This window comes from Micromonospora sp. NPDC047753 (genome assembly GCF_040642735.1).
Classification (GTDB): domain Bacteria; phylum Actinomycetota; class Actinomycetes; order Mycobacteriales; family Micromonosporaceae; genus Micromonospora.
Genome location: NZ_JBEYSL010000570.1, coordinates 1 through 3,904, shown reverse-complemented (window position 1 = coordinate 3,904; position 3,904 = coordinate 1). Strand labels below are relative to the sequence as shown.

The 3,904-nt window shown below is 71.9% G+C and carries 3 protein-coding genes and 3 tRNA genes; 2 read left to right on the top strand and 4 right to left on the bottom strand.

Features of this window, described 5'->3' with window-relative positions; genetic code table 11:
- Positions 1-14: 14 nt before the first annotated feature.
- From ABZ749_RS31060 to ABZ749_RS31045, 4 genes are all read right to left on the bottom strand, one after another.
- Positions 15-87, bottom strand: a tRNA-Glu gene (locus tag ABZ749_RS31060).
- A 175-nt stretch (positions 88-262) separates the two neighbouring features.
- Positions 263-335: transfer RNA gene (locus ABZ749_RS31055), tRNA-Glu, on the bottom strand.
- Between the two features lie 134 nt (positions 336-469).
- Positions 470-541, bottom strand: a tRNA-Gln gene (locus ABZ749_RS31050).
- A gap of 108 nt (positions 542-649) precedes the next feature.
- Positions 650-1,453 carry a fumarylacetoacetate hydrolase family protein gene (locus ABZ749_RS31045; RefSeq protein ID WP_091393135.1) on the bottom strand — a complete coding sequence of 268 codons (804 nt, stop codon included), beginning with the start codon at positions 1,451-1,453 and terminating at the stop codon, positions 650-652.
- 174 nt (positions 1,454-1,627) lie between these two features.
- Between ABZ749_RS31045 and ABZ749_RS31040 the strand changes: the two genes are divergently transcribed.
- On the top strand, positions 1,628-3,079 hold the full coding sequence (locus ABZ749_RS31040; RefSeq protein ID WP_357234007.1) for a hypothetical protein: 1,452 nt from the start codon (positions 1,628-1,630) through the stop codon (positions 3,077-3,079).
- Positions 3,080-3,113: 34 nt separating this feature from the next.
- On the top strand, positions 3,114-3,904 hold a 791-nt coding region (locus ABZ749_RS31035; RefSeq protein ID WP_357234003.1), incomplete at its 3' end, for a 3-methyladenine DNA glycosylase.

Genomic DNA, 3,904 nt, shown 5'->3' with positions numbered 1-3,904 from the left:
TGAGCCTTTGGTTGTAGCCCCGACCGGATTCGAACCGGCGCTACCGCCTTGAGAGGGCGGCGTCCTGGGCCGCTAGACGACGGGGCCAGAACTTTTCCGTTCACCACCCTCGCGGGCGGTGCGAATGTAGTCTAGCGGCACCGTACCCGGGCGCGAGCGCGGGGTGCGCCGTCACCCGAAGGCCCGGCGGGGGCCGGACCGGGCACCGACGGGCGGACACGAAACAGCCCGCCTCACGAGGTGAGACGGGCTGTGCACGCTGTAGCCCCGACCGGATTCGAACCGGCGCTACCGCCTTGAGAGGGCGGCGTCCTGGGCCGCTAGACGACGGGGCCAGAACAACTTTTGCTCCCCCACCTTGGCGGCGGAGGAGCTGCACTCTGCCGAAGACCACCCTTCGCCCCCGAAGGGGCGGAGTAGAACTCCGTCAGAATCCAGCGTCTGGAAATTCTCGCGAATTCCAGCAGCGCTGGGGTACCAGGACTCGAACCTAGACTAACTGAACCAGAATCAGTCGGGCTGCCAATTACCCCATACCCCATTGGCCCCTTGCGGCGCCGGGAGTGAACTTTACCCTCCCGGTGCCGGCAGGCCAAATCCGATCCCCCCGAACCACCCGTGAGCTGCGGAAACAGGGGCATCAGACGGATCAGGCGACGGGAACCACCGGGTTGGTGAGCTCGCCGATGCCGTCGATCCGCACGGTGACCGTATCCCCCTCGACAAGCGGGCTAACCCCGGCTGGAGTGCCGGTGAGAACGACGTCGCCGGGCAGCAGAGTCATGACGTGCGAGATGTACGACACCAGGCCCGGCACGTCGAAGACCATGTCCTTCGTCCGGCCGAGTTGGCGTACCTCCATCTCCTCCGGGTTGCGACCCACCTCACACCGGATCTCCAGGTCGGACACGTCCAGCCCGGTGGTGATCCACGGGCCGATCGGGCAGAACGAGTCGAAGCCCTTGGCCCGGGTCCACTGCCCGTCCGACCGCTGAAGGTCCCGAGCGGTGACGTCGTTGGCGCAGGTGTAGCCGAAGATGGCGCGTTCGGCGGCCGCGCGGTCGGCGCGGCGCGCACCCGGCGCCCCGATCACGACCGCCAGCTCCGCCTCGTGCTCGACCTGCTTGGAGAAGATCGGCAGCCGGATGGCGTCCCGGGGGCCGATCACCGAGGTGGACGGCTTGAGGAAGAGCAGCGGCTCCTTGGGCACCTCGTTGCCGAGCTCGGCGGCGTGGTCGGCGTAGTTGCGGCCGACACAGACCACCTTGCTGGGCAGGATCGGCGAGAGCAGCCGAACGTCGGAGAGGGCCCAACGGGCCCCACTGAAGGAGAGATTGCCGAACGGGTGGCCCTCGATCTCGGCGATGGTCAGACCCTGCGGCCCAGCCTCCGCTTCGCCTTCGACGGCACCGAACGACATTCCCTTGGCATGGGCGAAACGAGCGATACGCACCCGGCCAATCTAGCGCCGCCGGCACCCCGGACGGCCAGGACAGGCGGTCGGGTGTGCTCAACCCGTCAGCGCGCGGCACCCTACCGGAGCTGGAGGTGACCGGGGCGGACTTCTCGACTTCGTACCCGCACGGAGGCGGCTGGCCCCTAGCGTCGGCTCCGGAGGTTCGTTCGTATGCCTGCATCGACACGACACCACAGAGCCCTCGCAGTGTTCGTGCACTGCCTCGGCATCCTCGCCGCCGTGCCGGCCCTGCCGACGGCGGCCCCGGAGGCGGCGGCCGCGCCACGACCACCGGCGGCCGCGCCACAACCAACGGCCGCCGCACCACCGGCCGCCACACGACCACCAATGGCGGTCGCACCACCGGCCGCCACACCAGCACCAGTGGGAACCCGGCCGCCGGTGGCGATGGTCGCGCGGGTGACCGAGCCCACCCCGCCCTCGGCGCCACCGGCGATGGCACCACCGACCCGGGCACCGGCTTCGGCACCCCCGCAACAGGTCACCGTGGCGGTCGCCACGGAGAGCAGCCCGGCACCGAGGTACCGGATCCAGGTGCGCAACGTGAGCAACTCGCCGCTGGAGACCACGGTGCGTCAGGAACTGCCGCCCGGCTCGTCGACGACCGCGATCAGCGGTGGTGGCCGATCCAGCTCGGCCGGCGGATCGGCCACCGAGGTGACCTGGCGGCTGCGGCTACCCGCGCACAGCACCACCACCTTGGGCACCGCGCTCGCGGCGACCGCGCCGGGCCGGCCGCTGACCGCGCCGACCTGCGCGTTCACCAGTGACGGCAGCCGACCGTACGACTGCGCCACGGCCACCTGGCAGGCGGCAGCGGCACCGCCGGCCGAGGTGAGCGAGGCGCCACCGTGGCGCCGCTACCCGGTGCTGCTCGCCGGACTGGCGGTCCTGCTGCTGATCAGCGCCGCCCTGGTCTGGGTGTGGCGACGTCGGCGCGGGCGTCGGGTGACGGCTGCCGCGCTCTCCACCGGCGGCGGTGCCGAGGGTGGCCGCGGGACTGTCTATCCCCGGCCGGCGGCCCCGAGTCCGGTGCGACGTCGGCGTACCCCGCCGGTCTGGATGTTGGTGGGTGCCGCCGTGGTGGTGCTCGCCGGCGTGGTCGGCACCGCGGGCTGGACGGCGACCCGACAGGTCGCGGCGATCGACACGCAGAAGCAGCCCACCAGCGGCGCGTGGGTGGGAACCGGAGTCGCCGGGGCCATGGGAGTGCCGCTGCGCGAGTCGGCGTTCGAGTTCACCGTGTACCGGATGACCTGCGGCGCGCCCGGCACCGCCGGGAAGACCGACGGCGGCGGTGCCGCACCGGCGAACGGGCGACGCTGCGAGGCCACCGTCGGAGTGCGCAACGTCACCGGGGACCACCAGCCCTGGCACAGCGAGCTGCAACGGGCGTACCTGCCCGATGGGCGCTGGGTGAGCACCGACGAGTCGGCCACCCGGACGGCGAACCTGGGTCGGGACGTCTTCGCCGACCCGATGGCGGCGGGCACCCGGATGGTGCTCCCGCTGGTCTTCACAGTCGACGGGCGGGACCCGCCCCAGCAGTTGGAGCTGCGCAGCGGGGTGTTCTCCGCAGGCGTCCGGGTGCAGATGCCCTGACCGGTGCGCGGGCGGCGGTCGTACCCTGGGGTGCGTGACCGCCGCCCTCGCCCCCGCCGTGCTCGACGCGGCGCAGTGGCAGGCCCGCCGACAGGCCCACGAGGAGCGGGTGGATGTCTGGCTGACCCCGCACCTGGCCCGGCGACGACGCGGTGAGCGGCATCCGGTGGCCGACTTCCTGTTCACCTACTACTCGCACCGCCCGGCCCAACTGCGGCGCTGGCATCCGGGGCCCGGGGTCGAGCTACGGGACGCCGACCCGGCCGAGTTCGGCCGCGACTACCGCGCCGGCACCGCCGGGGTCACCCTCGACACCGAGGGGGTACGCGCGAGGCGCGGCGAGTCGATCGCCTGGATCCGCTCCCTGCTGGAGGCGACGCGCGGACGGGCGCCGCACTTCGGCTGCTTCGGGATGCACGAGTGGGCGATGGTCTACCGGCAGACCCGGGAGGAGTTGCGGCACAACGCCTGGCCGTTGCGGCTCAGCGCGGAACGCACCGCCGAGGTCGTCGAGGAGCGGGGGGTGCGGTGCAGCCACTTCGACGCGTTCCGGTTCTTCACCCCGCCGGCCCGCCCGCTGAACCTGCTCACCCCCACCCGGGAGACGCAGCACGCGCACGAGCAGCCGGGCTGCCTGCACGCCAACATGGATCTGTACAAGTGGGCGTACAAGTTGTCGCCGTTGGTCACCTCGGAGCTGGTGGCCGACGCGTTCGACCTGGCCCGGGACATCCGCACGCTGGACATGCGGGCCAGCCCGTACGACCTGGCGGCCCTCGGCCACCCGCCGGTGCGGGTGGAGACTCCGGACGGTCGGGCGGAGTA